Annotated in this window: 28 protein-coding genes; 18 read left to right on the forward strand and 10 right to left on the reverse strand. The window is 66.4% G+C overall.

What is annotated here, in order from left to right:
* Positions 1-108: 108 nt before the first annotated feature.
* The 8 genes from KDH83_RS16655 to KDH83_RS16690 all read left to right on the forward strand — a co-directional run bounded on the left by KDH83_RS16655 (position 109) and on the right by KDH83_RS16690 (position 6,246).
* Entirely contained in the window at positions 109-1,470 is a 1,362-nt protein-coding gene (locus KDH83_RS16655; RefSeq protein WP_212317876.1) for a PLP-dependent aminotransferase family protein, read from the forward strand.
* 212 nt (positions 1,471-1,682) lie between these two features.
* Positions 1,683-2,588 carry a hypothetical protein gene (locus KDH83_RS16660; RefSeq protein ID WP_212317878.1) on the forward strand — a complete coding sequence of 302 codons (906 nt, stop codon included), beginning with the start codon at positions 1,683-1,685 and terminating at the stop codon, positions 2,586-2,588.
* 148 nt (positions 2,589-2,736) lie between these two features.
* Positions 2,737-3,312, forward strand: a complete 576-nt coding sequence (locus tag KDH83_RS16665) for an isochorismatase family cysteine hydrolase (protein WP_212317880.1) — start codon at positions 2,737-2,739, stop codon at positions 3,310-3,312.
* A 43-nt stretch (positions 3,313-3,355) separates the two neighbouring features.
* Entirely contained in the window at positions 3,356-4,057 is a 702-nt protein-coding gene (locus KDH83_RS16670; protein ID WP_212317882.1) for a hypothetical protein, read from the forward strand.
* 83 nt (positions 4,058-4,140) lie between these two features.
* Entirely contained in the window at positions 4,141-4,677 is a 537-nt protein-coding gene (locus tag KDH83_RS16675; protein ID WP_212317884.1) for a DUF4189 domain-containing protein, read from the forward strand.
* A 131-nt stretch (positions 4,678-4,808) separates the two neighbouring features.
* Entirely contained in the window at positions 4,809-5,183 is a 375-nt protein-coding gene (locus KDH83_RS16680; protein WP_212317887.1) for a glutathione S-transferase N-terminal domain-containing protein, read from the forward strand.
* A 15-nt stretch (positions 5,184-5,198) separates the two neighbouring features.
* Positions 5,199-5,624, forward strand: a complete 426-nt coding sequence (locus tag KDH83_RS16685; protein WP_212317889.1) for a hypothetical protein — start codon at positions 5,199-5,201, stop codon at positions 5,622-5,624.
* Between the two features lie 181 nt (positions 5,625-5,805).
* Positions 5,806-6,246, forward strand: a complete 441-nt coding sequence (locus KDH83_RS16690; protein ID WP_212317891.1) for a GNAT family N-acetyltransferase — start codon at positions 5,806-5,808, stop codon at positions 6,244-6,246.
* 74 nt (positions 6,247-6,320) lie between these two features.
* Here KDH83_RS16690 and KDH83_RS16695 read toward each other — a convergent pair whose 3' ends face one another.
* The 3 genes from KDH83_RS16695 to KDH83_RS16705 all read right to left on the reverse strand — a co-directional run bounded on the left by KDH83_RS16695 (position 6,321) and on the right by KDH83_RS16705 (position 8,181).
* Positions 6,321-6,935 (reverse strand): ATP-binding cassette domain-containing protein, encoded by a 615-nt coding sequence (locus KDH83_RS16695; RefSeq protein WP_212317893.1) that lies wholly within the window; start codon positions 6,933-6,935, stop codon positions 6,321-6,323.
* 104 nt (positions 6,936-7,039) lie between these two features.
* The gene (locus tag KDH83_RS16700; protein ID WP_212317895.1) at positions 7,040-7,648 is read right to left on the reverse strand and encodes a DUF4291 domain-containing protein; all 609 of its coding nucleotides are present in this window, start codon (positions 7,646-7,648) and stop codon (positions 7,040-7,042) included.
* Positions 7,649-7,701: 53 nt separating this feature from the next.
* Positions 7,702-8,181, reverse strand: coding sequence for a hypothetical protein (locus KDH83_RS16705; RefSeq protein ID WP_212317897.1), 480 nt, complete (start codon positions 8,179-8,181; stop codon positions 7,702-7,704).
* A gap of 351 nt (positions 8,182-8,532) precedes the next feature.
* Between KDH83_RS16705 and KDH83_RS16710 the strand changes: the two genes are divergently transcribed.
* Positions 8,533-9,621: a Fic family protein gene (locus KDH83_RS16710; protein WP_212317899.1), complete on the forward strand. Its 1,089-nt coding sequence runs from the start codon at positions 8,533-8,535 to the stop codon at positions 9,619-9,621.
* A 353-nt stretch (positions 9,622-9,974) separates the two neighbouring features.
* Here the strand turns inward: KDH83_RS16710 and KDH83_RS16715 are convergent, their stop codons facing one another.
* Positions 9,975-11,165 carry an acetylornithine transaminase gene (locus KDH83_RS16715; RefSeq protein WP_212317901.1) on the reverse strand — a complete coding sequence of 397 codons (1,191 nt, stop codon included), beginning with the start codon at positions 11,163-11,165 and terminating at the stop codon, positions 9,975-9,977.
* 207 nt (positions 11,166-11,372) lie between these two features.
* Here KDH83_RS16715 and KDH83_RS16720 point away from each other — a divergent pair, with 207 nt between their 5' ends.
* Positions 11,373-12,338 carry a tripartite tricarboxylate transporter substrate binding protein gene (locus KDH83_RS16720; protein WP_212317903.1) on the forward strand — a complete coding sequence of 322 codons (966 nt, stop codon included), beginning with the start codon at positions 11,373-11,375 and terminating at the stop codon, positions 12,336-12,338.
* Between the two features lie 73 nt (positions 12,339-12,411).
* On the opposite strand, the gene KDH83_RS16725 is transcribed toward KDH83_RS16720, so the two are convergent.
* Entirely contained in the window at positions 12,412-12,669 is a 258-nt protein-coding gene (locus tag KDH83_RS16725; protein ID WP_212317906.1) for a hypothetical protein, read from the reverse strand.
* A gap of 180 nt (positions 12,670-12,849) precedes the next feature.
* Between KDH83_RS16725 and KDH83_RS16730 the strand changes: the two genes are divergently transcribed.
* The 4 genes from KDH83_RS16730 (at position 12,850) to KDH83_RS16745 (ending at position 15,357) form a co-directional block, all read left to right on the forward strand.
* Positions 12,850-14,346 carry a helix-turn-helix transcriptional regulator gene (locus KDH83_RS16730; RefSeq protein ID WP_212317908.1) on the forward strand — a complete coding sequence of 499 codons (1,497 nt, stop codon included), beginning with the start codon at positions 12,850-12,852 and terminating at the stop codon, positions 14,344-14,346.
* A 183-nt stretch (positions 14,347-14,529) separates the two neighbouring features.
* The gene (locus tag KDH83_RS16735; protein WP_212317910.1) at positions 14,530-14,715 is read left to right on the forward strand and encodes a CsbD family protein; all 186 of its coding nucleotides are present in this window, start codon (positions 14,530-14,532) and stop codon (positions 14,713-14,715) included.
* Positions 14,716-14,827: 112 nt separating this feature from the next.
* Positions 14,828-15,193 (forward strand): hypothetical protein, encoded by a 366-nt coding sequence (locus KDH83_RS16740; protein ID WP_212317912.1) that lies wholly within the window; start codon positions 14,828-14,830, stop codon positions 15,191-15,193.
* Between the two features lie 35 nt (positions 15,194-15,228).
* The gene (locus tag KDH83_RS16745; protein WP_103271890.1) at positions 15,229-15,357 is read left to right on the forward strand and encodes an entericidin A/B family lipoprotein; all 129 of its coding nucleotides are present in this window, start codon (positions 15,229-15,231) and stop codon (positions 15,355-15,357) included.
* 77 nt (positions 15,358-15,434) lie between these two features.
* Here KDH83_RS16745 and KDH83_RS16750 read toward each other — a convergent pair whose 3' ends face one another.
* Both KDH83_RS16750 and KDH83_RS16755 read right to left on the reverse strand, forming a co-directional pair.
* Entirely contained in the window at positions 15,435-16,007 is a 573-nt protein-coding gene (locus tag KDH83_RS16750) for a hypothetical protein (RefSeq protein ID WP_212317914.1), read from the reverse strand.
* A 179-nt stretch (positions 16,008-16,186) separates the two neighbouring features.
* On the reverse strand, positions 16,187-17,326 hold the full coding sequence (locus KDH83_RS16755) for a DSD1 family PLP-dependent enzyme (RefSeq protein WP_212317916.1): 1,140 nt from the start codon (positions 17,324-17,326) through the stop codon (positions 16,187-16,189).
* A 488-nt stretch (positions 17,327-17,814) separates the two neighbouring features.
* On the opposite strand from KDH83_RS16755, the gene KDH83_RS16760 reads away from it, so the two are divergent.
* Together KDH83_RS16760 and KDH83_RS16765 are read left to right on the forward strand one after the other, a co-directional pair.
* The gene (locus tag KDH83_RS16760; RefSeq protein ID WP_212317918.1) at positions 17,815-18,777 is read left to right on the forward strand and encodes a TAXI family TRAP transporter solute-binding subunit; all 963 of its coding nucleotides are present in this window, start codon (positions 17,815-17,817) and stop codon (positions 18,775-18,777) included.
* Between the two features lie 326 nt (positions 18,778-19,103).
* Positions 19,104-21,128: a TRAP transporter permease gene (locus KDH83_RS16765; protein WP_212317920.1), complete on the forward strand. Its 2,025-nt coding sequence runs from the start codon at positions 19,104-19,106 to the stop codon at positions 21,126-21,128.
* 113 nt (positions 21,129-21,241) lie between these two features.
* On the opposite strand, the gene KDH83_RS16770 is transcribed toward KDH83_RS16765, so the two are convergent.
* Positions 21,242-21,544 (reverse strand): DNA-binding transcriptional regulator, encoded by a 303-nt coding sequence (locus tag KDH83_RS16770; RefSeq protein WP_103271885.1) that lies wholly within the window; start codon positions 21,542-21,544, stop codon positions 21,242-21,244.
* Positions 21,528-21,911: a type II toxin-antitoxin system RelE/ParE family toxin gene (locus KDH83_RS16775; RefSeq protein WP_212317922.1), complete on the reverse strand. Its 384-nt coding sequence runs from the start codon at positions 21,909-21,911 to the stop codon at positions 21,528-21,530. The genes KDH83_RS16770 and KDH83_RS16775 overlap by 17 nt, the downstream gene beginning before the upstream one ends.
* Positions 21,912-22,330: 419 nt before the next feature.
* Here KDH83_RS16775 and KDH83_RS16780 point away from each other — a divergent pair, with 419 nt between their 5' ends.
* Together KDH83_RS16780 and gluQRS are read left to right on the forward strand one after the other, a co-directional pair.
* Positions 22,331-22,789: a DUF494 domain-containing protein gene (locus KDH83_RS16780; protein ID WP_103271884.1), complete on the forward strand. Its 459-nt coding sequence runs from the start codon at positions 22,331-22,333 to the stop codon at positions 22,787-22,789.
* A gap of 101 nt (positions 22,790-22,890) precedes the next feature.
* On the forward strand, positions 22,891-23,781 hold the full coding sequence (gene gluQRS / locus KDH83_RS16785; protein WP_212317924.1) for a tRNA glutamyl-Q(34) synthetase GluQRS: 891 nt from the start codon (positions 22,891-22,893) through the stop codon (positions 23,779-23,781).
* A gap of 164 nt (positions 23,782-23,945) precedes the next feature.
* On the opposite strand, the gene KDH83_RS16790 is transcribed toward gluQRS, so the two are convergent.
* A partial coding sequence (locus KDH83_RS16790; protein ID WP_212317926.1) for a GDYXXLXY domain-containing protein occupies positions 23,946-25,557 on the reverse strand: 1,612 nt, incomplete at its 5' end.

Consider the following 25,557-nt stretch of genomic DNA (forward strand, 5'->3'; position numbering starts at 1 on the left):
GCGCCGTGGGCTGTGGCGCGGCAGCGTTGTGGCATGGCAGCGTTGTGCGGCGCCATCCTAGGCCGGATAATCGGCGCATCCAAATAATCGTCCTGGATACGCTTGCCCATGCCCACGTCCCGCTACAAGCAGCTGGTGGATCAGCTGGCGTCCGACATCCGCGCCGGGCGCCTGCGCCCCGGCACGCGGCTGCCTACGCACCGCGACCTGGCGGCGCGCGAAGGGCTGGCGCTGGCCACCGCCACGCGCGTCTATGCCGAGCTGCAAGCCATGGGGCTGGTCAGCGGCGAATCGGGCCGAGGCACCTTCGTCAAGGAAGCCCTGCCGCGCGGCCACGGCATCGACCTGCGCGCCTGGAACGACGACACCGCCGAACTGGCCTTCAACTCGCCGACGCTGCCCGGCCAGGCCGAGCTATACCGCGCCGCGCTGCGCCGGCTGGCCGAACACGGCGATCCCGAGGCGCTGCTGCGCTACCGCCCGCATGGCGGCAGCGACACGGAACGCGCCACGGCCGCCACGCACCTGAACCGCCGCGGCTTCGACGCCGACGCCGGCTCGACGCTGCTGGTCAGCGGCGCGCAGCACGGATTGACGCTGGCCGCCATGGCCCTGTTCGAACCCGGCGATGTGATCGCCGTGGACGCCCTGACCTATCCCGGCTTCAAGCTCGCCGCCGAATGCGCGCGGCTGGAGCTGGCGCCCGTTCCGGCGGCGGTTGCCACCGCGAACGCCGCCGCCAACGACGGCGGCATGGACCTGGACGCGCTGGCCGAGCTGTGCCGCCGGCGGCGCGTGCGCGGGGTCTACACCATGCCCACGCTGCACAATCCGCTGGGCTGGGTTGCCGGCCCGGCCTGGCGCGCGGCGCTGGCCGCCATCGTCCGCCAGCACGGACTGACGTTGATCGAAGACGGCGCCTACGCCTTCCTGGCCGACGAGGCCCCGCCCGCGCTGGCGGCGCTGGCCCCCGAAGCCACCGTCCACGTGAGCAGCCTGTCCAAGAGCGTGGCCACCGGCCTGCGCGTCGGCGCGCTGCACGCGCCGCGCGAGTGGATTCCCCGGCTGGAACGCGCCATCCGCGCCACCACCTGGAACACGCCCGCCACCATGACCGCCATCGTCTGCGGCTGGATCGAGGACGGCACCGTCGCCCGTCTGGAAGCCGAGAAACGCCGCGACGCCCGCCAGCGCCAACGCATCGCCGCCGAGATCCTGGGCCACCTGCGCCCCGTCAGCCATCCGGCCTCGTACTTCACCTGGCTGCCGCTGGCGCAGGAAGTGCGCGCCGACGCGATCGCCATGGCGCTGATGCGCGAACGCATCTCCGTCTCTACCGCCCATCCCTTCGCCGCCACGCCGCACGTGCCGCACGCCATCCGGCTGGCGTTGGGATCGGTCAACCTGGACGCGCTGCGGCGGGCGCTGGAAGGGGTGGCTCGGGTGGTCGCCGACCAGACCGACCGCTAGCGCCAGGACGCCGGCGCGCCAACGCGCTATAACTGGCCGCTGTCCACATTGCAGACGGACACAATTGGCAAATGGTTGTCCGACGCGAAGCGCGACGGCTCATTAAGATGGCGTCGCATATCACGGCATGCCGCCGGCGAGGCCGGCACCGGCATCAAAATCCCGCCCGCCGCATGCCTCTCAACGCAGGCCCAAGAGCAGATCTTCCATCCATGAAAACCATACGGAAAGCCCGCCTCACCCCCCGCGCCGCCTTGCTGCGCACGACGATGGCGGGCCTGGCCGCGTCGGCCCTGGCCGCCGCCTTCAGCCCGGCCGCCCACGCCCTGGAACCCGTCAGCAACGCGACGCGGCAGGACGTCGCCCAGGCCGCCGCCGTCGCGCCGCCCGACGTGCGCACCGTGATGCAATCGATCTACCAGGTCGACGGCCAGGGCAAGGATTCGTACGAAGTCGCCAATGGCAGCGTCGCCACCTATTGGTACGGCCACGCCTTCGAGCTGAACGGCACGCGCTACTTCACCGGCTTCACCTGGGACACCCGCGAGCGCTACGGCAAGCCCGGCGAGGACGACGCCGGCCCCGACATCCAGGTCAACCTGGCCGAAGCCACCTACACGCTGACCGGCTCCACGCCCGACAAGCCCTGGCAGTTTCGCGGCATGACCAACACCATCGGCAACTTCGGCGCCTATGAAAAGCCCGAGTTCGTCGACCCCAAGCGCAAGCCCGTCGAATACCGCACGCCCGCCGGCAAGCTGGTGCTGGCCGTGCCCACCGACGGCTTCGACAACGGCACCAGCTTCACCGGCTACGCGCTGTTCGTCTTCAACCCCGGCCCGCGTGACGAGCTCAAGGACAAGGTCTGGACCTACGTGGGCAGCGTCAACACCGGCAGCGACAACAGCGCGGCCTGCGCCGACGGCGATGTCATGCCCTGCGTCAGCAGCCAGGGCGAACTGAGCTTCGCCGCGCACGGCGGCGGCGACATGCCCCGCATCAGCGTCAAGGTCAGCGGCACCACCATCACCGGGCCGGGCAAGACCCGCCAGCTCGGCGCGGCCGACACCGTCACCTACCACTACGACGCGGCCGGCAAGAAGTACGCCAGCCAGTAAGCGGCATCGCCGGCGCGGCCGCTCAAGGCCACGCCGGCCGACACGCAAGACGGGATGGGCATCACCCGCGATGCCCATCCCGTCATTGCATCCACCCCGTCAAAACGTCGTGCTACAGTCGGCCGTCCTTCCTGTTGCGGAGCGGAGCATGAGCCCCCAGACCCCGGTTTTCGATCCGTCGCGTACTGCCTTGCTGGTCATGCATTACCAGACCGACATCATGGAACTGTTCCCGTCGGTCGCCCCCGCCTTGCTCTCCCATACCCGGCAGCTGTGCGACGCCGCGCGGCACGCGGGCGTGGCCGTCTACTTCGCCAAGATCCACTTCAGCCCTGGCTATCCGGAAGTCAGCCCCCTGAACAAGAACGGGCAAGGCATCAAGCAGCTGGGCCTGTTCGTGCACGACCGCATCTCGCCCGAGCTGGGACAGCGCGACAACGAACCGCTGATCATCGCCCACCGCGCCAGCGTGTTCCACGGCACCGACCTGCAAGTGCGGCTGTCGGCGCAAGGCATCGACACGCTGATCCTGGTCGGCGTCGCATCCACTGGCGTCATGCTGTCCACCATCGCGCACGCCAGCGACGCGGACTACCGGCTGTATAGCGTCAAGGACTGCTGCTACGACCCGGATGCGGTGGTGCATGAACACCTGTTCGCCACCGCCTTCGAATCGCGCACCACGGTGCTGTCGCTGGCGGACGCCCTGGCGCTGCTGCGCTGACGGCGCCCAGCCCGCGCGCACCGCAAGCCCGCCGGAGACACGCATGGAGACCATCGAAGGCCAGACCTTCCTGATGAGCTACGACAAGGGCGGCTCGCACTTCCACGACCTGCACCTGCGCGACTGCACCTTCGATAACGGCGCGCTGTCGATGGTGAAGCACCCCAAGCGCATGTCGCGCGTGCGCAACCTGCGCCTGAGCCAATGCCGCGCCGTCAACTCGATGATCAAGCCCTGCATCTTCGAGGACGTGCTGGTCGAAGACCTGTCCACCAACCCGATCCTGCTGGTGTGGGCTTCGTTCTTTCGCCGGGTCACGCTGCGCGGCAAGATCGGCAAGATCAATCTCAACCTCGTGCCCGAAGCCTTTTGCACGGACGCCGCCATCCTCGACCAGTTCGCGCAGGCACGCGCCGCGTTCTATGCCGAGACCGACTGGGCGCTGGACATCAGCGAGGCCAAGCTGCTGGGGCTGCGTTGCGAGGGCGTGCCGCTGCACTTGATCCGGCGCGATCCGCAGACGCAGGTCATCCTGGACAAGCTGGGCCGGTATCGCGGGCAACAGGTGCTGGACCAAAGCTTCGCGCAGGCGTTTCCCGTGACGGACAGCGTGCTGCGTGGTTTCGATGAATCGGACACGCAGTCCATGCTGCTGACCGCCTCGCTGGGCGCGCCGAAAGCGCGACGCGAGGAAGAAAAGGGCGCGATTGCCGAGCTGAGAAGGCTGGACTTCGTGGAGGAATGAGCGTCCCGCGTGGCCCGGCCTGCCAGCATCCGGCCGGGCGCGCGGCATCCCGATTGAAGGACACGACACCTGCGAGGCGACACATGCGTGCGTTGAAACTGCTTTTCCTGCTGGCGATGCTGCACCTCGGCGTCCCCGGCCTGGCTCAAGCCGAACAAGGCTGCCCCGACGGCTTCATGCCCAACGCCGCCGGCACGCCGGGCCAGCAGTGCGTGCCCATCCCTGGCCAAACGCGTCCCCAGGGCGGCACCGGCGCGCAAAGCGCGCCCGACCAACCGCGCTGGACCACGCGCTGGGGCGCGATCGCCTACGACCCGCCCTCGGGCTCCGTCGGCATCGCCGCCGACAAAACCAGCAAGACCAAGGCCGAACAGGCCGCGCTGGAACATTGCGCGTCCAAGGGCGGCAAGAGCTGCGAGACCAACATCACCTACTACAACCAATGCGTGGCGGTGGTATACGGCCCTTCGCCCACGGGCGCGGGCATACTGATGAACTCCGCCAGCGCCGAGACCAAGGAACTGGCGCAATCACTGGCCATCGAGACTTGCGAGAAAGGCACGGGCACGAGCTGCAAGACCTTCCATACAGGCTGCAGCTACCCGGTGCGATTTCAATGACGCGCCGGCTTTGAATCTTGAACATGACGTGACACGGCATGGCGACCGGCTTGCCTGATGGCATTCGCGATATTGGAATACGCCGCGCAGAGTAGACTGATTGCCTGTTCACCCGTTCCGAGTCCACCTCCATGCTAGTCAAAGCCATACATGCCGGCCTGGCTCAAATCATCCTGCTGGGCGACGCCCTCACGCGGCCACGCCCGCAACAACGCTCGGCGCAAGGCCAGGCCACGGTCAACGCCGAAGCGGCCCAGCTGTCGCTGTATCAATTCCACGCCTGCCCGTTCTGCGTCAAGACGCGGCGCGCCATGCGCAGGCTGAACGTGCCCATCACGCTGCACGACGCCAAGCGCGATCCCGAAGCGCGCGCGCGGCTGCTGGCGGGCGGCGGCAAGGTGAAGGTGCCATGCCTGCGCATCGACGACGCGCAAGGCACGCGCTGGATGTACGAGTCCAATGACATCATCGCCTACCTCGAACAACGCTTCGCCGGCGTGGCCTGACGGGCGTTCACGGGCATGATGCGCCGCGCTCGCCTGTTCCTCATCACCCTGGGCGCCGCGATCGCGCTGGCCGGCTGCGACGACTCGTCGCTGGACCCTGCGCCGCCGGGCTCGAAACTCAACGCCGAGACCCTCGCCACGCGCGACACGCCGCCTGAGCTGCAGTTCAAGGGCACGCTGGCGGGGCAGCCCGTGCATCTGCTGATGCACAAGTGCAAGGTGTACAAGGTCGAACCGGGCACAGGCGAGAACGTGAAGTGGACGCTGGTGCTGGAAGGCGACTCGTCTCTGCTGCCAACTATCTGCGTTCAGCAATCGCTGACCGAGAGCAAGGGCGTGGTGACCGCGTTCATTGGAAGGCAGGCGTTTGGAGCGGGAGGGTGTTGCACGGGGATACCGGAGTATCGGTCCAGGGATGGGGTGAATTGGAAGCCGCGTTGAGTGTGGGCTTAGTGTTCACGGGAACCCCAGAGACAGGCCGGCTCCTGCCACTCGGCTATTGAATCGATATCGGCGCGCGGTACGTTGTACCGGCTTCCTGGCCTCCATCAACGACGGCTGTCCGTGCGGACCTACGCCAGCCAGCGTTTTCCGTCTTTGTGATTAGCAATAAGGCAACCACATGCAGGTCATCGTGCGAGATTTTGTAGAAGCCGACCGGGAAGCTCTGCGCCAGCTATTTGTTGTGTCCCGCGATGCCGCTTTCTCGTGGGCTGTCATTGGCAGCCATAAGCTTGAAGACTTTGATATGAGCACCGCAGGTGAGAGGATTCTGGTGGCCGAGCATTCGTGCCATCCCGTCGGCTTTGCGTCTGTATGGCAGGATGACAGCTTCCTGCACAACCTATTTGTTCATCCTCGGTATCAGGGACTCGGTGTAGGAACGATGCTGTTGGCTGGCTGCGACAAGTACTTTTCCGGTGCACCGACACTGAAATGCCTCAAAGCCAATGAGCGCGCCAAGCGGTTCTATCAGTCTCAGGGGTGGCGAGTACGTAGTGAAGCCGACGGTCCGGAAGGCCCGTATTTCCTTATGGAGGCCGACCCGCGCCAGCAGGTCTAGCCCCTGTCTTCGACTCCGAGTTTTCACCTAATGCCGCGCAGTTTTTCCGGAGTGCATCCGCATTGGAAAATCGGCTAACGTAGCGCCGCGACATCGACGGTTCTTGCCTCGCAAGCCTGCACCAGTTCGGGATCATGGCTGGCAAACAACACGACGCGATCCTCGCCCCACGCCATGAATAGCTCGGCCAGCACTGCGCGACCCCGAGCATCGAAACCATTGCTGGGCCCATCCGCAATCACCACCGCCGGATCCCCCAACGCCGCCGCCGTCACAAACACCTTCCGCCTTGTCCCCGTCGACATCTGCTCAAAGCGCTTGTCCAGATGCGGCTCCAGCCCCAGGTCATAGGCTAGCTCCAACGTGGCTTCATCCAGCGCCACGTTCTTCTCCGCCGCCACCTTCTCCAGCAAGCCGCGCCCCGTCATCTCGGGAAACAGCAAGCAGTTGTCCGGCACATAGGCCAGACGCGCCTTGGCCTGCGCCGGCGCGTGGAGCATCGAGTGGCCGTCGATCCACACATCCCCGCTATCCGGCGCGATCACGCCCGCGATGATGTTCAGCAGGCTGGATTTGCCGGTGCTGTCTTCTTCGCATAGCGCCACGCAGCCGGGCGTGAAGGTATGGGTCAGGCCCTGGAAAACGAGGTAGTCGCCGTAGCGTTTGCTGAGGTTGTCGATTCGTAGCATGGCGGAAAGTGTACGCAGGAACGCGCGTAGCGGCCAGTTTCCCCGGCGTGGGGACAACCGCCTGACGCCGTGTGATTCAGGCCCGAGCCGGCCCGGCGCCTTCGCTATCCGCGACCAACGGACGGAAGGACATAGGGCTGCTCTTCAGGAACCAGCAATCCGCTGAAATCCCGCGCGGCATATTCTCGCTGTTGTGCCACGAAGTCGGTGATGTCCTCGATCGACAGCACCTCGTCCCGCGCATAGCGTTTCAGCATCTCGCCGCGCAATCCCAACTGGATGGCGCGACGCTCGATGACGGCGCCAGTCGGATCATGGTCGGGGTCCCACTGGAGCCGGACTTCGGACTGCTCCACGCGATCGCGCCATTCCTGCTGGGTCGCGTAACCCGAGGCGACAAAGCTGGAGGCGACGGCGGCGCGCAGCAGTTCATCGAAGAGGGTTCTGGGCAATCGGACAGCGAGGATGCGCTCCTGTCCTTCTTTCGTCGCCCATCCCGAGCGGAACATCATCCACAGGAAATTGGGCTTGATCCAGCTCATGCGCGAGAAGCTGAATTCACCGCCAAACTGCTGATGCTTCACGGCATGCGCAGCGATCGCGGGACGATAGGCCTGGTACACATAGATGGAGGTGGCGTCGTACTGCGCCATGATGTGCTGGCCCGATGCGGGCCATTGATGGATTTGCTCCAGATACAGTTTTGTTTTCATTTTTTTTAGTTGATGAGCAAGGTGGATAAAGGACCGATCCCGGGCCTTGGAGGCTAGCGCGGCAGCAGTTCCTCGCGAGTCAGGTATTTGCCGTATTCGTTGACCCCAAGTAGCGTGAAGCCGAAGCCCTCGACCAGGGCCATCAAGGGACCCACGCCGCCGTAGGGGTAGCCATGCGGATCGATCTGCAATTCGGCGATGGAATCGTCTAGGCGTTCCAGGCCCAGCACGGTGTAGTCACCCGAATGGATGCTGTCCACCAGGCTGTAGAAATCCCATTTCGCGGAGAGCTGTTCTGCGGGTTCTGGAATCCATTTGGGGCAGGACTCGCGCTGATGCTTCAAGTCGGCCAGGGTCAGTTCGTCCGGCCAGTCGAAGTTGTTTCCAAGCTCAATGGGAATGGCGGAAAACCAGTCGGACAGGTCGCGGTGAATCTGCGCTTCCTTGTCGTGCTTCAGCGTTTTGTACAGGAGGCGCAAGGCTTCCAGATGCGCGGCATTGCCGTATTCGAAGCGGACGCCGAACTGTTCCATTGTGGATACGTCTGGCGGCTGGGTGGCAGGGGTAGCGGTCCTGACCGCAGTCAAACTCGATTTATTTTTTCTTATCATTGTGGTCGCATTTAACGCTGCCACCACGCTCCCGGTCAACCGCCATGGCTGAATCGCGTGGCGCTATCGCGACAGTCAAAAGTGCATCACAACGGGCCTGGGCTGTGCGATCGCGCACGGCCGGGGGACATTGATACCGCGCACGTCTCCGGAAGGTTGAACCTCCAATCAGCTCAAAATCAGACCGTTTCGATTCATTCAAGATCAAGACTGGTCTATTTGATGAGCTGATTGCTGCTAGATTGCGCAAGTTCGACCAGCCCTGAGTACGCCATGACCATCCGCGAAGACAGACTCCAGATACTGCGGCAACCGCTGCTCTCGCGCGCACCGGTGGGCTATCAGCGCCGCTTCGTGGACGATTACGTTCCGAACCAGAGTTCCCTGTTGCCACCCGCTCTGGCTCAGGCCTTGGCCGACGAAGGCGGCATGCCGGGCCAGCATCCTGCCGGCACTTTCGCGCGCCGTGTCCTGAAGCCGTTATTGCTTGACCTATCCTGGTCATCCTCACGGTTGGAAGGCAACCGGTATTCGCTGTTGGCCACGCAAGAGCTCTTCAAGCGCGGCACGGCAGACAATGACCTGGACGCGATCATGCTGCTCAATCACAAGGCCGCCATCGAGTTCATGGTCGATGCCGTGCCCCTGCACGGCCTGACGTCTGCCGTCATTGGCAATCTGCACACGCTCCTGATGGAGCATCTGTTGGCTCACACCGACGGTCTGGGTCATATTCGCCGTACCGTGGTCAACATCCGCGACACGACCTACATCCCTATCCAGGCGCCTGCGCTGCTGCAGGAAATGCTCGATCACATAGTGGAAAAAGCGCGGCTGATCAAGAATCCCGTGGAAGCGGCGTTCTTTCTCTGGGTGAACCTTGCTTACCTGCAACCCTTCGAGGACGGCAACAAGCGCACCAGCCGCTTGTCGGCCAACATTCCGCTGATGCTCTACAACTGCGCGCCGCTGTCCTTCCTGGACGTGGAGGCGCAGGACTACGCCTACGCCATGATGGGCGTCTACGAGCGCGGCGATGTCGCGCTCGCGGTGGATCTGTTCACCTGGTCTTACCGGCGCTCAATTCGTAAATACACCGTTCAGCTCGATGCGGCGGGTGTGCCGGATCCCGTGCGGCTGCGGTTTCGAGAGAAGCTGAATGAAGCGATCAGCCGGGTGGTGCGTGCACGGCAGACCGCCGACACGGCGGTGGCGGCGCTGGCCTTGCCTGAAGACGATGCGCGCGTGTTTCGTCCGATGTTGGCGGAAGAGTTGCGGGTGCTGGATCTTTATAACTGCGCGCGGTATCGATTGGCGATGGAGCAGGTGCAGGAATGGATCGAGGCAGGGCGGCCACAGTAGCGTTCATTTTCGTCATATCGCGCAACCGGCAAAGGCCGGCCTTGTTGTTGACTACCTTCCTGTCATGCCATAGCAGTTGACGACAAAGCGCCGGACAGTGCATGGAAATTTGCCGCTTTTTTTCACCAGGCATTTCCTTTTCAAATCATTGAAACTCAAGAACTTTCAATAGATTGACTCACGAATTCCACAAGAATTCTGCCGCTTTTTTTGCCGGTTTCTCTCACCCATTCATTCGGTCCGCGTCCGACACGTAGCCGCGTTCAGGAACAGAATCCCGTCACCCAAAAACAAAGGCCGCGAATTCATCGCGGCCCTTGCCCGTACTACTCAAAAATCAACGCAGCAGTGCCTTACTTACGCACCTGCGCAATCAACCCATCCAGCTGCGCCAGCATCGTATCGATCTCCTCAGCCGTCACATTCAGCGCCGGCATGAAGCGCAGCAGATTCCCACGCGGCGCATTCAGCAGCAAGCCATTCGGCGACAACTTGCGCGCGGCCTCGACAATCGCCGGACCATCATCGCGATCCATCACCAGCGCGCGCAGCAGACCCATACCGCGCTCACCCTGCATGCCATACTTCGCCGACAGCGCCAGCAGGCCTTCCGACAACTGCTTGGCGCGCGCATTGACCGATTCCATGAAGCCCGGCGCGGCCAGCGCGTCGAACACCGCGACACCAACTGCCGCCATCAACGGATTGCCGTTATACGTGCCGCCCTGGTCGCCGTGCGAGAACACGCACACTTCCTGGCGCGCCAGCAGGGCGGCCAGCGGCACGCCGCCGCCGATGCCCTTGGCCAGCGTCATGATGTCCGGCACCACGTCCGATTGCTGGTAGGCGAACATCGTGCCGGTGCGGCCCATGCCGGTCTGCACTTCGTCGACGATGAAGAGCAGCTTGTGCTCGTCGGCCAGCTTGCGCAGGCCTTGCATGAATTCCTTGGTGGCGGGGATGACGCCGGCCTCGCCCTGCACCGGTTCCAGCATGATGGCGACGGTCTGGTCGTCGATCAGCTTGCGCACCGATTCCAGGTCGTTGATCTCGGCCTTGGGGAAGCCTTCGACCTGCGGGGCGAACATCTTGTCCCAGCCCGGCTTGCCCGACGCGGACATGGTCGCCAGCGTGCGGCCATGGAAGCCGTGGTTCATGGTGATGATCTTGTAGGCGCCCTTCTTGTTGACCTGGCCCCACTTGCGCGCCAGCTTGATGGCGCCTTCGTTGGCTTCGCCGCCGCTGTTGGCGAAGAAGACGCGGTCGAAGACCGACGCGCCGGTCAGGCGCGAGGCCAGCTCGATCGACGGCAGGTTGTAGAACGCCGGCGACGGGTTCATCAGCAGCTTGGACTGGTCCAGCAGGGCCTTCTGCATTTCCGGGGCGCTGTGGCCCAGGGTGTTGACGGCCCAGCCCTGGACGAAGTCCAGGTATCGCTTGCCCGCGTGATCCTCCAGCCAGGATCCCTGGCCTCGCACGAACACGAGGTCCGGGCGGGAGGTGATCTCCATGAGGGCGTTGACGTTGAACTGGCTGAATTCCATGGCGGTTCCTGCGGAATGAGGGTACAGGGTTGAAAGACGGGGAAACGCTAAAACGCGAATTTAGCACCGGCGGGGGGATGCTATCGTGACGCACCCCCTGCCGATCCGCCCCAGGCCGCCCCAAAAAGGCTGGCGACGCGGGCGCTCTATTTTATGCAACAGGCGCCACCCCGCGCGCAGACCTTTATCGCTTTTTACTGACCAATCATGAAACGTATTCTTTCCAGCCTCGCGGCTGGCCTGGCGCTGGCGGCGGCCGGCGCCCCGGCGCATGCCGATTATCCCGACCGTCCCCTGCGCCTGATCGTGCCGTTCCCGCCCGGGCAGGCCACCGACATCTTCGCCCGCGCGCTGGCCGAAAAGCTGGGCGCAGCGGTCAAGCAGCCGGTGGTGGTTGAAAACAGGGCCGGAGCCGGCAGCAATATCGGCATGGAGCAGGCGGCGCGCTCGGCGCCCGACGGCTACACGCTCGTGATCGCGGGCAGCGCGGCGGCGGTGAACCAGACGCTGTACAAGACGGTGAACTACAAGCTGCCGGACGATTTCGCGCCGGTGTCGGGCGTGTTCTCGGTGCCGCTGATGTTCCTGGCGACGCCGGCCTCGGGCATCAGCTCGCTCAAGCAGCTGGTGGAGCAGGCGCGCGCCAAGCCGGGCGACCTGGCCTATGCCAGCGCGGGCATCGGCGGCACGCAGCACCTGTCGGCCGAGATGTTCAAGGCGGCGGCCCAGATCGATATCCGCCACATCCCGTACAAGGGCAGCGGCCCGGCGCAGGCGGATTTCCTGGGGCACCAGGTGCCGCTGATGGTGGACTCGGTGACCGCCGGCCTGCCGCATGTGCAGAACAAGAAGGCGGTGGCGCTGGCGGTGACGACGGCCAAGCGGCTGCCGCAGCTGCCCGACGTGCCGACGGTGGCCGAGTCCGGCTATCCGGGTTTCGAGGCGATCGGCTGGGCGGCGGTGCTGGCGCCTCGCGGCACGCCGCCGGAGGTGACGAACTACCTGAGCCAGCAGATCGGCCGCGTGCTGGGCACGCCCGAGATGCAGAAGTTCTCCCGCGACCGCGGCGCCGAGCCGATGCCGATGACGCCCGAGGCGACCAGCAGCTTCATCAGCGGCGAAGTGAAGAAGTGGGGCGAGGCGGTGAAACAGTCGGGCGCGCAGGTCGACTGAACGCTGGCAGCGTCTTGCAAACGGGCCGTCGCCGCGTTGCGGGACGGCCCGTTGCCTTATGGCCTCGCCATGCTCAGTGCAGGGCTTTCACATCGGGCCTGCCCGGATCGCCAGGCCGGCGCGGCTGGTCCGGGTTGTGCGGTTGCCGGGGATCTCCCGGTTGCCCCGGCTGGCCAGGCTCGCCGGGCTGCCCCGGCGGGTTGGGCTTGCCGGGGACTTCCGGCGGCACGCGGCCCGGTTGATTGTCGTCCTGCCCGGGTTTGCCTGGCTGCTGCTGCTGACCGGGAGCTTGCTTGGCCGGCGCGTCGCCGGGCGGGTGAGTCGTGTTCATGGTGGTCTCCTGAAAATTCGCGCAAGGCGATACAGATGAGGCGGCACGCATAACGAGCGCAGGACCACGATAGAAGCAGCTCGTAACCGCGCACAGAGCTCGCCGGACGAATTTATCTAGTACTTTCTTCCTACCTCCGGGCCGCGCCGCGCGGCCCGCCTCGCGCATCAGGGAGACAGGATGAAGAAGACCGCCACGGCGTTCACGACCGAACGCCGCCATCTGCTGGAGATCATCGACGGCCTGATCGAAGGCATCATCCTGCTGGACAACAACCGGCATATCGCCTGGGCCAACGACACGGCGCTGGCCATGCACGGCGTGGCGGACCTGGCGGGGCTGGGCGGCACGGCGGCCGGCTATCGCAAGGCGTACACGCTGCGCTACCGCAACAACCGCAAGCTGGACGCGGCGCAGTACCCGATGGACCGGGCGCTGGCGGGCGAGGCCTTCAAGGACGTGGTGGTGGAAGTGTGCAGCCGGCGCGATCCGGATTTCCGCCGCATGCACCAGGTGCGCAACCTGGTGCTGAACGATGCGCAGGGCGCGGTGGAAGGCATGGTGCTGGTGCTGCTGGACGTGACCGAGCGCTACAGCGCGGAGGAACGTTTCGAGCGCACCTTCAACGCCAATCCCGCGCCGGCGGTGATCTGCTCGCTGGCGGACCTGCGCTATGTGAAGGTCAACCAGGGCTTCCTGGAAATGACGGGCTATGCGCGCCAGGACGTGCTGGACAAGACCGTGCGCGAGCTCGACGTGCTGGGCGACACGCCGCAGCGCGAGGATGCGCTGCAACGGCTGGCGGAAGGCCGCACCATTCCGCAGACGGAATCCAGCATCGCGGTGCAGGGCGGCGCCAGCAAGCTGGTGGTGGTGGCGGGCCAGCCCATCGAGGTGGCCGATCAGCCCTGCATGCTGTTCACCTTCAACGACCTGGAGCCGCGCCGCAAGGCCGAGACGGCGCTGCGCCACAGCGAACAGCGCTTCGCCACGGCGTTCCGGCTGGCGCCGGTGCCGATGACGCTGAGCACGGCGGAAGGCGAGCTGCTGGAGGTCAACGACGCCTTCGTCGCCACCACCGGCTACGACGCCGCGACGCTGTCGCGCGACGAGGATGCGCTGGCGCGGCTGTGGACCGATCCGCGCGCCTACGACCGCGCCATGGCCTCGCTGGAGCAGGGCGCCAGCGTGCGCAGCCTGGAGATGGCGCTGCGCACGCGCGAGGGCGCGCTGCTGGACTGCCTGCTGTCGGCCGCGCCGGTGAATATCCAGGACCTGCCCTGCGTGCTGGGCGCGATCCAGGACATCACCGAGCGCAAGCGCAACGAACTGGAGCTGATGGAGGCCATCGAGACGGTGATGCAGGACACCTCCTGGTTCAGCCGCACCGTGATCGAGAAGCTGGCGCAGATCCGCGCGCCCGGCGCGCCGCAGTCGCAGGGCGAGCTGGCCGACCTGACGCGGCGCGAGCGCGAGATCCTGGGGCTGATCTGCGACGGCCACACCGACGCCGAGATCGCGGCCACGCTGCATCTGTCGCGCAACACGGTGCGCAATCATGTGGCGGCGCTGTACGGCAAGCTGGACGTGCACCGGCGCAGCGCCGCCATCATCTGGGCGCGCCAGCGCGGCATCGTGGGCTACGAGAAACCGCCGCGCAAGCGCGCGAGGAAGTAGGCGCGGCGCGGGCAGGCTGCTCGGGCGCCATCCATCAAACAAGTAGAAAAGTACCAGTCGATCTGGTGCGTGCGTTTCTTACGCGCGCGCGCCGCCATTCCTATATTGGGTTCGTCCGCGGCCACGGCCTGCCAGCCGCCCGGCGCGCGATTTCCCCGCAACTGGAACCCAAGGAGCAACCCCATGGACAACGACCGCATCAAAGGCGCCGCCAAGGAAGTGAAGGGCGCGATCAAGGAAACGGCCGGCAAGCTGACCGGCAACCGCCAGACGGAAATCGAAGGCAAGGCCGAGAAGGCCGTCGGCAAGGTGCAGCGCAATATCGGCGAAGCCAAGGACCAGGCCCGCGACGCGCTGGACAAGAAGTAGGAAGGACGCGCGCCCGACGCCGCGAGCCGTCCCCGCTCGAGGCGCCGCGCCGCTGGCGCGCGGATCGCGCCAGCCCGTTCTCTTTCTTCGCACTGACAGGAGCTCACCGATCATGAAGCACTACCGAAACGCCGCCCTGGGCCTGGCCCTGGCGCTGGGCGCCGCGCTGGCCCCGGCCCATGCGCAAGGCAACGCCATGTCCCAGGACCAGATCGACGCGCGCTACGACGCGGCCAAGAAGCAATGCGACGCCCGCAGCGGCGACTCCAAGGATCTTTGCCTGAAGCAGGCGCGCGCCGACAAGGACGTGGCCGAGGCGCAGGCCAAGGCCGGCAAGCAGAAGGCCGAGGCCAACCACGACGCGGCCAAGGCGCGCCAGGACGCGGACTATGACGTGGCCAAGAAGAAATGCACGGCCATGTCCGGCGACGCCAAGGACGCCTGCCTGGCCGAAGCCAAGACGCGCTACGGCAAGTAAGGCATCGGCACATGAACGCAACAAGGAGAACCGCAATGGCGCAACGGATCTGGATCGTGCTGGTCATGGCCGTGGCCGGCATGACGGCGGGCTGCAACACGGTCGAAGGTGCCGGCAAAGACATCGAGCGTGGCGGGGAGAAGATCCAACAGCAGGCACGCTGATCGCCCCGTAGCAACCTGGCCTTGCCGCCGGCGCGCCTTGTGCGCGCCGGCGTTTTTTTGTCGCGGCGCCGTAAGGTTCAGTGCGTGGCGGGGCGACTGGCCGCAAACGCTTTGCTCAGCGCCTCGCCCGCGTACTTCGCCAGCAATTCCTGCGAGTGCGCCTTCATATCGACGCCCAGTTCATTCCACACGCGCTGCAGCTTCTCCGCGACCGGCGAAGCCTTGCCATCGCGCTCCAGCGAACGCAGTTCCTCGACGGTGAAGAAGCGGGCATAGCTTTCAGCAAGGTTCTGATTCCACTGCGGCTGATACTTGGGCCGCGCCTTGGCCAGTTCGCTGCGCAGCAGGTGGTTGGCCTTGAACGCGCCGACCTCGAAGAGAATCATGGCAAAGGTGGTGGTCGGCTGCACAGCCTGCCAGGCCATGTCGCTCATGTTCGACCCGATGTTGCGCCGTTCAACCATGCTCAACGCGGCGGCGATCCGCTCCGGGTCGTCGGCCGCAAGCGCCGCGCCCGGCCAGAGCGCGCCGAACGACAGCGCGATGGCAAGCGCCATCGCCCAGGAGCGGCGCAAGAATCCGCGAGGCGGGGGCTGGGGCTCGGACTGGGCGGGAATGAAAAACCGGGACGTGCCTATCAGGAGGTTCATGCCATGGCTTCCATGCGACATGCGGGGATAGGGGCAACGCGTCTTTCAGGAAACAGGCTAAGGCATTTCCCCCGGAATGGAAACACCGTGGCAGCGGTACGCGGGCACGCGCCGGAACCTGTCCGGCACGCGCGGCGTCCGCGCCTTGACGCCGACCAGAGTCGACGCCCGACTTGCGCTCAGCGCGAGTAACCGCGCGCCGAGATCTCCCAGATATCCTCCACCACGCCGTCCCGGAACACCACCAGCCCGTCATGCAGGTTGAAGGTCGGGTCGACGTGCGCCGGCACCAGCCGCAGCACCGCGCCCAGCTCCGGCGCGCTAGCGCCCGGCTCGACGCGCACCACGCTGTGCTCGTCGTTGATGGCGGTGCAGGTCAGGCCGGGCTCGCCGTGGACGGCGGGCGGGCCGCATTCGGCGGAGGCGGACTTGAGGCCGGCGTCGAGCACGGCGCGGTCGGGCGCGGGCGTGCTCATCACGGTGGACAGCAGGAACAGGCTGTTCTGGAAGGTCAGCGGCCCGCCCCATTCGTTGGCGCCGTAGTCGCCGTCCATGAAGGCGTAGGAGCCGGCCTGCAGCTCGGTGTAGACGCCGCTGGCGGCATCGAACTCGACGCTGCCGGTGCCGCCGCCGGTGATGGTGTCGCAGGCGATGCCGCTTTCGCGCAGCAGCTGGGCATAGGACGCGGCGATGCGCGCGGCGTCGCGGCAGATGCGGGCGCGTTCCTCGCGGCCTCGCGCGTGCTGGACCGAGCCGTGATAGGCCTGCAGGCCGGCGAAGTTGACGCCCGGCAGGTCGCGCGCCTGCTGCGCCAGGGCCAGCACGGTGGCCTCGTCGGACGCGCCGCAGCGGCCCTGGCCCACGTCGATCTCGACCAGCACATCGACCTCGACGCCGGCGCCGGCCATGGCCCGCGAGATCTGCGCCAGGTTGGCGGCGTTGTCGACGCAGACGCTGATGCGCGCAGCGCGTGCCAGCTGGGCCAGCAGCGCCAGCTTGGCCGGACCCACGACCTCGTTGCTGATGTGGATGTCGCGCACGCCGGCGGCGACGAAGGGCAGGGCCTCGCTGACCTTCTGGCAGCAGATGCCGCGCGCGCCCAGCGCCAGCTGGCGCAGCGCGACCTGGGGACACTTGTGGGCCTTGGCGTGGGGCCGCAGCGCCACGCCGTGGCGGTCGGCCCAGGCCTGCATGGCGCGCAGGTTGGCCTCGAAGGCCGCCAGGTCCAGCGCCAGGCTGGGCGTGTCGACGCGCGCCAGCGGATCGCCGGGCTGGGCGGCGGGGGGCAGCGCTATGCCGCGTATGACTTCCTGGGACATCGGGATGGCTCCGTTTTTTCGTTCGAACATTCAACAATCAGGCGGCTGACGCCTGCGGGCGATGCGTGGGGAAAAGCGGCGGGGCGGCATGCAGGCGATACAGGCACGAACCAGCGGCTCGCCATAACCAAAGCACGCCTGCCCATAACCAAACCGCGAGCCTACCCCCAGGTAAACCATAGCCCCTCGGCCATTGGCGGGGCGGGGACAGCATGACAGAATTTCATCACAACAAACGCCCCCGCGCTTGCCTGGTCATCAGGCCTGACACAAGGGGCTTTTCCGCTTCGGGCCACGGCGCGCGGCGGAAAGATATCAAGGGGAACGGACGGCCCGCGCGACGGAGATGACGCAAGGGCCTTATGCCGACATGCCGCCCTCGGGCTCCGCCCCAGGCGCAGCGCGGCATGCAGGCATCGTCCTTGCCGGCCACCTGGCCACGGCAAGGCATACCGACTCAGAACACACATGGAACCGGAGAAGCTCGCATGAAACTCAAGAAGTGGATCACCACCCTGACCCTCGCCGCGGCCGCCGTCGGCGTTGCCGGCGCCGCGCAGGCGCAACAGTTCTTCCGTATCGGCACCGGCGGCACCGCCGGCACCTACTACCCGGTGGGCGGCATCATCGCCAACGCCGTGTCGCAGCCGGGCAAGCTGATCGCCACGGCGGTCGCGTCCAACGGCTCGGTGGCCAACATCAACGGCATCCTGGGCGGTTCGTTCGAGGCCGGTTTCACGCAGTCTGACGTGGCCTTCTGGGCCTATAGCGGCACCGGCACCTTCGACGGCAAGCCCAAGGCCCAGGACCTGCGCCTGATCGCCACGCTGTACCCGGAGAGCATCCACCTGGTGGCGCGCAAGGGCTCGGGTATCAAGAGCGTGGCCGACCTGAAGGGCAAGCGCGTGTCGATGGACGAGCCCGGCTCGGGCACGCTGGTCGACGTGCGCCTGATCCTGGGCGCCTACGGCATGACCGACAAGGACATCAAGGCCGAATACCTGAAGCCCAACCAGGCCGGCGACAAGCTCAAGGACGGCGGCCTGGACGCGTTCTTCTTCGTCGGCGGCGCGCCGGCCGGCGCCATCGCCGAGCTGGCCTCCAGCGGCGCGGGCATCGAGATCGTGTCGCTGGTCGGCCCCGAGATCGACGCGCTGCGCGCCAAGCAGGAGTTCTTCACGCCCGACACCATCGCCGCCAACACCTACCAGAACGTGGGCGAGGTCAAGACCATTTCGGTCAACGCGCAGATGGTGAGCTCGACCAAGGTGCCGGAGGCCGTGGTCTATGAAGTGACCAAGGCGCTGTACAGCGACGCCACCCGCAAGACGCTGGACAACGGCCACGCCAAGGGCAAGCTGATCACGCGCGACAACGCGGTCAAGGGCGCGGGCATTCCGTTCCACCCGGGCGCCGAGAAGTTCTACAAGGAAATCGGCCTGCTGAAATAGTCCACCCCCGAAGCGCCTGCGGCGCTTCCCCCTCCAGGGGGCCCGCTGGCGGACCGGCAGAGCCGGATCCGCTGCGGTGCGATCGGGAGGCGCTGGAGGCTTGCGTCGGGTATGCCGCGAGGCTCGATCGATTGGCTGCCCGCGTAAGGCCCGGAGCTTGGCGCGCCAACGCAGGATCCGAAGCAGCAGACCAAGTGGCAAGCCAGTAGGTACACATCAGCAAGCACACATGCCAGCCACGCGGGCATGTCCGGCGCGGTATGCGTCGCATAGGCAGGGCCGCCGCGAGCGGCCCTGTTTGTGGAATCACCCAGAGAACTACGGCTATGGAAATAGACCACGATAAAACCCAGCAGCTGGCGGAAAAGTACGATTCGGAAATCCGCTTCCGGCCGCTGGACAAGACCGCCACCTGGATCGTCTCCGGGCTGCTGGTGGCGCTATCCCTCTTTCATTACTACACCGCCGGCTTCGGGCTGTTGCGCGAGGCGACACACCGCGGCGTGCACCTGGCCTTCGTGCTGAGCCTGATCTTTCTGGTGTTCGGCTTCTCGAAGTCGCACTACCAGCGCCAGCCCAAGTCCACCTGGTTCGCCCCCGGCGGCGTGCCGCTGTACGACTGGGCCATGGCGATCGCGCTGGCGCTGTCGGTGCTGTACATCCCCTACATCTTCGAGGACCTGGCGTTCCGCGTGGGCAATCCCTTGCCGGTGGACGTGCTGATGGGCTCGATCCTGCTGGTGGGCCTGCTGGAAGCCACGCGCCGCGCCATGGGCTGGCCGCTGCCGATCATCGCGCTGGTGTTCATGGCCTATGCCATGTTCGGGCCATACTTCCCCGGCCTGCTCAAGCACGCGGGCAATACCTGGCCGCAGATCGTCAACCACATGTACCTGACCAGCCAGGGCGTGTACGGCGTGGCGGTGGGCGTGGTGGCGACCTACGTGTTCCACTTCGTGCTGTTCGGCGTGCTGGCCACGCGCATCGGCCTGGGCCAGCTGTTCCTGGACGTGGCCTCGACCATCGCCGGCCGCTACGCGGGCGGCCCGGCCAAGGTGTCGGTGTTCGGCTCGGCCATGTTCGGCATGCTGTCGGGCTCGTCCGTGGCCAACGCGGTCACGGTGGGCTCGCTGACCATCCCGGCCATGATCCGCATCGGCTATCCGAGGCATTTCGCCGCCGGCGTCGAGGCCGCCAGCAGCACCGGCGGACAGATCACGCCGCCCATCATGGGCGCTGCCGCGTTCCTGATGATCGAATTCCTGGGCATTCCGTACCAGCAGATCGCCATCGCGGGCATCTTCCCGGCCTTCCTGTACTTCTTCGGCATGTTCATGCAGGTCCACTTCGAAGCCAAGCGCGAAGGGCTGCGCGGGCTGACGAACGAGGAAATGCCCAAGCTGCGCGAATCGTTCAAGAAGCGCTGGCCGACGCTGATCCCGCTGTTCCTGCTGATCGGCGTGCTGGCCAGCGGCCGCACGCCGTACCTGGCGGCCTTCGCCGGCATCACGGGCTGCATCATCGTGGGCCTGCTCAATCCGTTCCAGCGCCTGCGCTTGCGCGACCTGTACGAGGCCTTCGAGACCGGCGCCAAGTACGCGCTGGCGGTGGGCGCCGCGGCGGGCACGGTGGGCATCGTGATCGGCGTGGTCACGCTGACCGGCGTGGGCTTCAAGATCTCGTACATCGTGATCTCGGCGGCGCAATCGCTGGCGGGCGGAGCCTCGGCCTTCATTCCGGACATGATTGCCAATACGCAGACACTGACGCTGATCGCGGCGCTGATCATGACCGGCCTGGTCTGCATCCTGATGGGCTGCGGCATTCCCACCACGGCCAACTACCTGATCATGGTGGCGGTGGCAGCGCCCACGCTGGTGCAGCTGGGCGTGCAGCCCATCGCGGCGCACTTCTTCGTGTTCTATTTCGGCATCCTGGCGGACATCACGCCGCCGGTGGCGCTGGCGGCCTACGCGGCGGCGGGCATGGCGGGCAGCGATCCGTTCAAGACCGGCAACACGGCCTTCCGGCTGGGCATCACCAAGCTGATCGTGCCCTTCGTGTTCGTGTTCTCGCCGTCGCTGCTGATCTCGGTGCAGGGCTTCACCTGGTACGACTTCTTCGTGACGCTGTTCGGTTGCATGATCGGCCTGGTGCTGCTGTCGGCGGCCTTCTCGCGCTACATGCTGGTCGGCATGAAGAGCTGGGAACGCTGGCTGTGCACGGTGGGCGCGCTGCTGACCATCATCCCCGGCCTGATGAGCGGACTGATCGGCCTGGCCATCTGCATCCCGGTGTTCATCCGGCAGCTGGCGGAGCTGAAGCGGGAAAACGCGCTGCGGCCGGCTTGAACCTGGCCGGTGCTGAGGCCGATGCGGCCCCAGCCTTGCCAACGTCGATACGCTTCGTTAACAGTCGCAAGCCATCGGCCTGCGGCCACGCGGCACCGCGGCACCGCAGGCCATCAGAGAATAGCCTGCAGCCCCTTGTCCGCGATGACATTGAGCAGCTTGAGCGCGGGGCCGGCAGGGCGGGTTTCGCCCTGCTCCCACTTGCGCACTGTCGAAGCGGTGGTGTGCAAATGCAGCGCGAACACTGGCTGGCTGAACTTCAGGGAGTCGCGCAGGCGCTTGATGTCGGCCGCCTCGAACTCCCGCACCGGCGCTGGACAGATCGCGTCGAACTGACGCATCGTCACCTTGCTGATCGCGCCCGCTTCGTGCAGCGCAGCCAGGTCGCCACGCAGGGATTCAATGATCTTGCTCACAAGGTACCTCCAGTAGCGCGCCCAGGCTCAGGGCAGTCGCAAGCGCATCGGCGGACAGCTCCAGGAACACCTTGCCCGCGAATTGCAACGCCTGCGTTTCTTCCCTTGTGATGTTCGCCTTGTCGCGCTTGGGAAACCCGTGCAGGAATATGTAGCGCTTGCCGATCCGGGCCGACAGCAGGGTTCGATAGCCGCCGCGCTTGCCTGCGCCGCAGCGGGCGACCCGCTGCTTGTAGAGGCCACCGCCCAGATTCGCATCGACCAAGCCGCTCTCCATTTCCTGAACCGCCTTGCACAACGCGGCGTCGGCCAATTTCTCGCGTGCCTGCCAGCGCGCAAAATCCCTGCGTTTGAAAGTACGCGTCATCACTATCCCCAAACTATACCCGACACGGGTATAGTTTTCGATACTCATAAATCGGAGTGACTGCTAGTGCAGCAACTGTGAACTTAGCCCAGGAGCATCGACTTCTGCCTGGCGACAGTGAGCATTTCGTCCCTCCGACACAGGCTCAGCAACAGGCCTATGCCCGTTGTAATAGCACTGCGAAAAAAGGGGCGGATCAGGAGTACCTCCCAACCTGCCCCTTGTCCGACCTGCCGAATCATTCATTCTGAAAGCAAAATGCCCGCAGATATATGACAGTTCCCGCACGATGACGGCCATACAACAACCCTCCGTCCTCTCGGTTGCCCGAGGAAATATTTCGGCGTACAGTAAAATTCATGTTTGCTGGTCTGCCGATATCCGGGCCGACTGTGCAAACAAGCACTAGAGTGCGCAACATGTTCGATATCCTGGTTTATCTGTTCGAGAACTACTACACGCCGCAAGCCTGTCCCGCGGCCGACGTCCTGGCAAAGCGGCTCGCCGCGGCCGGCTTCGAGCATGAAGACATCGACGACGCCCTCGGCTGGCTGTACGGCCTGGCCGAGACCACCGAACGCTGCGTCGATCTCGCCCAGGTGCCCAACACCGGCACCCGGATCTACACGGACAACGAATACCAGCAGCTCGGCTCCGAATCCATCGGCTTCATCGCCTTCCTGGAATCGGCCGGCGTGCTGCCCGCGCCGCTGCGCGAAATCGTCATCGACCGGGGCCTGGCGTCGCCCGAAACCCCGGTGCCGCTGGACAAGATCAAGATCATCGCCCTCATGGTGCTCTGGAGCCAGGAAGCCGAGATCGACAATCTGGTCCTGGAAGAGCTGCTGGACGACGAGGGCGTGCGGCGCCTGCACTGATCGCGGCCGCGCCTTGCCGGCGGCCCGCCGTTCTTCCCATTCCCTTTCCGGCGCCGCGCGCATGCGCGGCGCTTTGTCTTTTGCCCTGAGCTGATCTGTCCGTGACCTACATCGGCCGCTTCGCCCCCAGTCCCAGCGGCCCGCTGCACGCGGGCTCGCTCGTGGCCGCGCTGGCCAGCTGGCTGGACGCGCGCGCCAGCGCCGGACGCTGGCTGCTGCGGATCGAGGACGTGGACACGCCGCGCACCGTGGCCGGCGCCGCCGAATGCATCATGGCGCAGCTGCGGGCGCTGGGCCTGGACTGGGACGGCGAGATCATGTGGCAGTCGCGGCGCGGCGATGCCTACCAGGCGGCCTTTGACGCGCTGGCCGCGCGCGGGCTGATCTACGGCTGCGGCTGCACCCGGCGCGAGATCGCCGACTCGGCGCTGCGCGGCCAGACCGCGCCCGGCGCCGACGGCGAGCGGCCCTATCCGGGCACCTGCCGCCACGGCCTGCCGCCAGGCCGCGAGGCGCGCGCCTGGCGCCTGCGCATGCCGGACGGCGTGGAACGCTTCGAGGACCGCTGGCTGGGGCCGCAGGAGCAGGACGTGGCGCGGGCGGTGGGCGATATCGCCCTGCGCCGTGCCGACGGGCTATGGGCCTATCAATTGGCGGTGGTGGTGGACGACGCCGCCCAGGGCGTCACGGACGTGGTACGCGGCGCCGACCTGCTCAGCTCCACGGCGCGCCAGCGCCTGCTGGGACGGCTGCTGGACCTGCCGCTGCCGCGCTACATGCACGTGCCGCTGATCCTGGACGCCGACAGCGGCCTGAAACTGTCCAAGCAGAACGGCGCACCGGCCATCGACACCGGCGCTCCGCTGGCCGCGCTACAGGGCGCCTGGCGCGCGCTGGGCTTCGACTCGATCGACGGCGCGGCCGACCCGGCAGGTTTCCTGGCGCGGGCCACGGCGCAATGGGCGCGCCGCTTTCCGCCTCCGGGCGACTGAGCTTGCGGGTTTCGGCATGCGGCCCTGGGGCTTGCGGCTGGCGTCGCGCCAACACGACCGATTCCACTGCCGGATCAATAACTTACCAATAACGTCCGCGCCATGGCGGCGCGGATTGCCGCAACGTCCTCAAGACCGTCGCGGCAATCTTGTCCCCGCCGCCGCTACAGCGGCTGCAAATCCGCCCCCAGCATCCGCACCAGCAGCGCCTCGCCGTTCTCGCCCACGCGCAATTCGCCGAACCGCGCGACTTCATAGCGCTTGGCCTGGCCCTCGGGGAAGAAATACGCATTGGTGACGATGCGCACGCCGTTGTCGCGCACGCGGTAGCGCAGCGGCACCTCGCCATCGGCGCGCGGCTGGGTGCCGGGCTGGATGCGCAGGACCTTGCCCACGCCGCGCTCGTCCTGCGCCAGCACCAGGTAGCCGTCCGGCTCGTAGTTGAGCACCTCGTCCTGGGTCAGGGCCGGGTCGCGCGAGCCGTCCTTGCGCAAGCGCGTGACCTCGCGGCCGGCGGCGAAGGTCAGCGCCATGTAGTCGCCCTGCATCAGCGAGCGCGGGTCCACCGGCGCCAGCTCCAGGATCACGACGCGGCCGCTGCCCAGCAGCTGCTCGCGCTGCCAGATGCTGCCGTTGGCCACGGCCAGCACCAAGGCCAGCCCGCCCAGCACGCCCACCGTGCGCCAGCGCAGCGCCGCCGAGACCGGCGGCAGGATGGCGCGCGGGCCGTCCTCGCGGGTGCGCATCAGGCGCGGCACCAGCCACACCATGACGCGCAGGAAGAACAGCAGCAGGGCGCCGCCGCCCAGCCAGACGGCCTTTTGCAGCAGCGGCACTTCCAGCTGGTAGTAATAGACGCCCAGGTAGACCAGAAGGCTGCCCACGCCGAACACGGTCAGGCTGCGCAGGCCCAGGCCGAAGCCCAGCAGCAGCCAGGCCAGCGCGAAGCCCACGCCGGGACTGGGCAGCCAGAACAGCGCCAGGATCAGCAGCGCCAGCGGCACGCCCCACAGCAGGCCGGCCGTCAGCACGCGGCGGCGCGGCCACAGCACGGACAGCGCCGCGGCGGCCGGCAGCAGGGCGCCAGCGACCACCAGCACGGCCGAACGCGGGTTGACCGCCCACATGGCCGGCAGCTGCTGGGCGGAAATGCCGCCGGCCAGCCACACCATGCACTGCACCGACAGCAGGAAGGCCCAGGCCAGCGGCGCCAGCGCGCGGGCGCGCGGGCTGGCATCACGGCGGCTCAGGCTGAACGCCACCGCCGCGCCCCAGGCGCCGGTCACGGCGATAGGCAGCCACAGGAAGGCGGCGCGCGCGGAATCGAAGCGCCACAGGGCGTCGAACAGGTTCTCGTCCACCAGCTCGGGCGACAGGCCGCGCCAGATCAGCCCGGCGGCGGCGCCCGCGATCAGCAGGCCGCTGAGGAAGCGCAGGATGAGATCGGTACCCAGCACATACACCGCCACGGCCAGCGCCAGCACGAACAGGCAGGCGTTGGTGAATGACGTTGAGTCTGATATTCCAAAAATGACCAGCAGCTCGCCGGCGAAGGCCATCGCCGTGCCGCATTGCCGCCAGAACGGACCGGCCTCGCTGCGCAGCACGGCCACGCCGGCCGCGCACAGCACCAGCCCGGCGACCAGCGCGCCTTCCTGCGTGTTGACGATCTGCGACACGCCGATGAACAGCAGCAGCAGCAGCGTCGCCAGCCAGGCGCTCAGGCCCAGCAGGCATTGCACGTACCAGGGCGCGGCGGCGGCGGGCGTCGCGGGC

It is taken from the genome of Achromobacter sp. Marseille-Q0513 (genome assembly GCF_018195695.1).
Taxonomy (GTDB): domain Bacteria; phylum Pseudomonadota; class Gammaproteobacteria; order Burkholderiales; family Burkholderiaceae_B; genus Achromobacter.